Genomic DNA, 3,887 nt, shown 5'->3' on the forward strand with positions numbered 1-3,887 from the left:
TATCGCGCTGGTCATGATGGTGCTGCTGTTCCTGATCAGCCCGGTGCTGGGCTGGTCGGCTGTGGTATTCGGCCTGCTGCAAGTGGGCATTACCTGGATGAACGAGCGCCGCACCAAGCCGCCGCTGATGGCCGCCAACCGCGAATCCATGGAAGCGCAGCGCTATGCGGACGATACGCTGAACAACGCGGAAGTGCTCGAAGCCATGGGCATGCTCAAGAACACGCACCGCCGCTGGATCGCCAAGCAGCGCAAGTTCCTGCAGCTGCAGGCCGTGGCTTCGGACAGCGCCGGCGGCTTTCAGGCGCTGAGCAAGCTGGTGCAGAACATCCTGAGCTCGCTGCTGCTGGGCCTGGCCTGCTGGCTGCTGCTGCACAACGAGCTCAACGGCGGCGGCGGCATGATGGTCGTCGCGTCCATTCTCGGCGGCCGCATGCTCGCGCCGCTGGTGCAGGTGATAGGCCAGTGGCAGGCGGTGATCAATGCGCGCGATTCCTGGAACCGCATCGAGGCGCTGCTGGCCGCCGTGCCCGCCGACCCCGCCGCAATGTCGCTGCCCCCGCCAAAGGGACGCGTGCAGGTTGAACAACTGATGGCCGGCGCCCCGGGCTCGCCCGTATCCATCTTGCGCGGCATCAATCTGGCGCTGCAGCCCGGTGATGTGCTCGCGGTGGTCGGCCCCTCGGCATCGGGCAAGACGACGCTGGCGCGGCTGCTGGTGGGCCTGTGGCCGGCCGCGATGGGCAAGGTGCGCCTCGATGGCGCCGACGTCCAGGCCTGGAACAAGCAGGAGCTCGGTCCCCACATCGGCTATCTGCCCCAGGGCGTGGCCTTGTTCGACGGCACGCTGGCAGAAAACATCGCACGCTTCGGCAAGGTCGACATGGCCAAGGTCGAAGCCGCGGCCCGCGCCGTCGGCCTGCATGAGCTGATCAGCACGCTGCCCCAAGGCTATGACACGCTGGTCGGTCCCGGCGGCGTGCGCCTGTCGGGCGGCCAGCGCCAGCGCGTGGGCCTGGCCCGGGCGTTCTACGGCGACCCGGTGTATGTGGTGCTCGACGAGCCCAACTCCAGCCTGGACGATGAAGGCGATATCGCGCTGTCCCAGGCCATCAAGCAAGCCAGCGCGGGCGGCGCGACCGTGGTGGTGATCACCCACCGCACCAGCGTGCTGACCGTGACCAACAAGATGCTGGTGCTGCGCGACGGCCAGCAACAGGCTTTCGGCCCGCGCGATGAAGTGCTGGCGGCGCTCAAGCAGGCCGCCCGCCAGGCGCAGATGCCCGCGCCCACCGCACAGGTGACGGCATGAGTGCGGTCCGCGAAACAATTGATATGAGTCCAACAATGAAGACTTCCGGTTTTTTCGAGCGCAGCGAGCTGACGCGCGCGCTCTGGGCCTTTCGCCGCGAGTTCTATGTGGTCGGCGTGTTCAGCATGGTGGCCAACGTGCTGCTGCTCGCACCCACGCTGTACATGCTGCAGGTGTTCGACCGCGTGATGCTCAGCCGCAGCGAAATCACGCTGCTGGTGGTCTCGCTGATCACCTTGTTCCTGTTCTGCGTGGGCGCATTTTCCGAATGGATGCGCTCGCGCGTGCTGGTGCGCGCCGGCCTGCGCCTTGACGAATTGCTCAGCACACGCGTCTTCAACGCCAGCTTCGAGATGAACCTCAAGCAGCTGGGCTCGGGAACGGCCAAGGCCTTTGGCGATCTGGTGCAGGTGCGCCAGTTCCTGACCGGCAACGGCATGTTTGCGCTGTTCGACGCGCCCTGGTCGCTGGTCTACCTCACGGTGGTGTTCCTGCTGCATCCCATGCTGGGCTATCTGGCGCTGGTGTTTGCCGCCATCCAGTTGGCGCTGGTGTGGTTTGGCCACCGCAAGACCTTGGCACCCGCAGAGCGCGCCTCGGCCGCGGCGTCCGAAGAAACGCAGAGCCTGCAAGGCAAGCTGCAGCAATTGGAAACGCTGGAACCCATGGGCATGGTGCACAACCTGGGCCGCGCATGGCAGGGCAAGCACCGCGACGTGAGGCAGCTGCAAGGCAACTCGCAGGCGCTGTCGCACAAGATCATGGCCTGGAGCAAGTTCCTGCGCTATTCGCAGCAGTCGCTGGCGCTGGGCGCGGGCGCACTGCTGGTGATCGACGGCCAGTTGTCGGCCGGTGCGATGATTGCCGCCAACATCCTGATGACGCGTACCCTGACCCCCATCGACATGCTGGTGGGCACATGGCGCGGCTTCGTGACTTCGCGTGCGGCTTTCCGCCGCCTCGAAGCCTTGCTCGATGCCCATCCCGAGCGCGATGAATCACTCACGCGCATGCCGCCCACAGGCGCGCTGTCGCTGCGCAATCTGGTCGCCGTGGCGCCCGGACGCGCCGAGCCCATTCTGAAGAACATCAGTTTCGAAGTACCCCAGGGCACCGTCGTGGTGGTCCTCGGCCCCTCGGGCTCTGGCAAGTCGACGCTGGCGCGTTGCATGATCGGCATCTGGCCCCACATGAGCGGTGAAGTGCTGCTCGACGAGCGCCCCATCACCGGCTGGAGCCGCGACGATCTGGGACCGCACCTGGGCTACCTGCCGCAGGACATCGAACTGTTCGAAGGCTCGATCGCCGAGAACATCGCACGCTTCGGCCAGATCGATTCGGGCCAGGTCATCGAAGCCGCGCGCAACGCCGGCCTGCACGACATGATCCTGCGCTTCCCCAAGGGCTACGACACCTCGATAGGCGAGGCCGGCGGCCTGCTGTCGGGCGGACAACGCCAGCGCATCGGTCTGGCGCGCGCCCTTTACGGCAAGCCCAAGCTGGTGGTGCTCGATGAGCCCAATGCCAACCTGGACGACGTGGGTGAAGCCGCGCTGGTGCAGGCCGTGCAGATTCTCAAGCGCCAGGGCAGCACCGTGGTGCTGGTCACGCACCGTCCCGGCATTCTGGCCGCGGCCGACCGCGTGGTGCTTTTGAACAACGGCATGCTGCAGGCCGACGGCCCGCGCGATGCGGTGATGGCAGCGCTGCGCGAGGCGCAGCAGGTGCCGCTGCCCGCGGCGTGAACATGAACCGCTTCCTGGCGCTCGATCGCGCTCCATTGCGCACAACTAATTTCCGGTGAGTTCCGACATGACTAAATCTTTGCCTTCCGAAGCTAAAAAAAATCCATTGGCCAAAATGTCCGGTGGTGCGTTGACGACTTCGCCCCAGGGCGATGTGGAACCCGGCGATCTGGGCCGCTCGGCGCGCTGGGGCCTGTGGGCTCTGGCCATAGGTTTTGGCGGCTTCCTGCTGTGGGCGGCGCTCGCGCCGCTGGATGAAGGCGTGCCCAGCACCGGCATGGTCGCGATCGACACCAAGCGCAACACCGTGCAGCATCTGAACGGCGGCATCATCCAGAAGGTGCTGGTGCGCGAAGGCGACGAAGTGACCGAAGGCCAGCTGCTGGTGCAGCTCGACTCCGCCGTGGCCCGTGCCAACTACGAGTCGGCGCGCCAAAGCTATCTGGGCCTGCTGGCGATGCAGGGCCGCCTGGTCGCCGAGAAAAACGGCAAGCCGACCATCACCTGGGCCGAAGACCTCAAGACCGCGTCCAGCGACCCGCTGATCCAGCAGCAGATCCTGAACCAGGAACAGCTGTTCCATACGCGCCGCAATCTGCTGCGCTCGGATCTGCAGTCGATGGAAGAGAATATCCGTGGCCAGCAGAGCACGATAGAGACCTACAAGGGCATGATGGCCAGCCGCAAGAGCCAGCATGAGATGCTCAATGAAGAGCTTGGACATCTGCGTGAGCTGGTCAAGGAAGGCTATGCGCCGCGCAATCGTCAGCTGGAGCTGCAGCGCTCGGTCGCCGACATCAACACCTCGATGGCCGACATGCAGGGCAATA

General features: G+C 65.5%; 2 protein-coding genes and 1 pseudogene. All 3 read left to right on the forward strand.

What is annotated here, in order from left to right:
* A partial coding sequence (locus RR928_RS24465; protein WP_332684670.1) for a type I secretion system permease/ATPase occupies window positions 1-1,312 on the forward strand: 1,312 nt, incomplete at its 5' end.
* Window positions 1,313-1,347: 35 nt separating this feature from the next.
* Window positions 1,348-3,057, forward strand: a complete 1,710-nt coding sequence (locus tag RR928_RS24470) for a type I secretion system permease/ATPase (protein ID WP_332684672.1) — start codon at window positions 1,348-1,350, stop codon at window positions 3,055-3,057.
* A 115-nt stretch (window positions 3,058-3,172) separates the two neighbouring features.
* A pseudogene (locus RR928_RS24475) lies at window positions 3,173-3,887 on the forward strand (biotin/lipoyl-binding protein); the annotation flags it as partial.

Source organism: Comamonas sp. (assembly GCF_036666375.1).
Taxonomy (GTDB): Bacteria; Pseudomonadota; Gammaproteobacteria; order Burkholderiales; family Burkholderiaceae_C; genus Comamonas.

Excerpts from the sequence above, each read along its gene's own strand:
- RR928_RS24470 (WP_332684672.1), top strand. The coding sequence starts at position 1,348 with ATGAAGACTTCCGGTTTTTTCGAGCGCAGCGAGCTGACGCGCGCGCTC.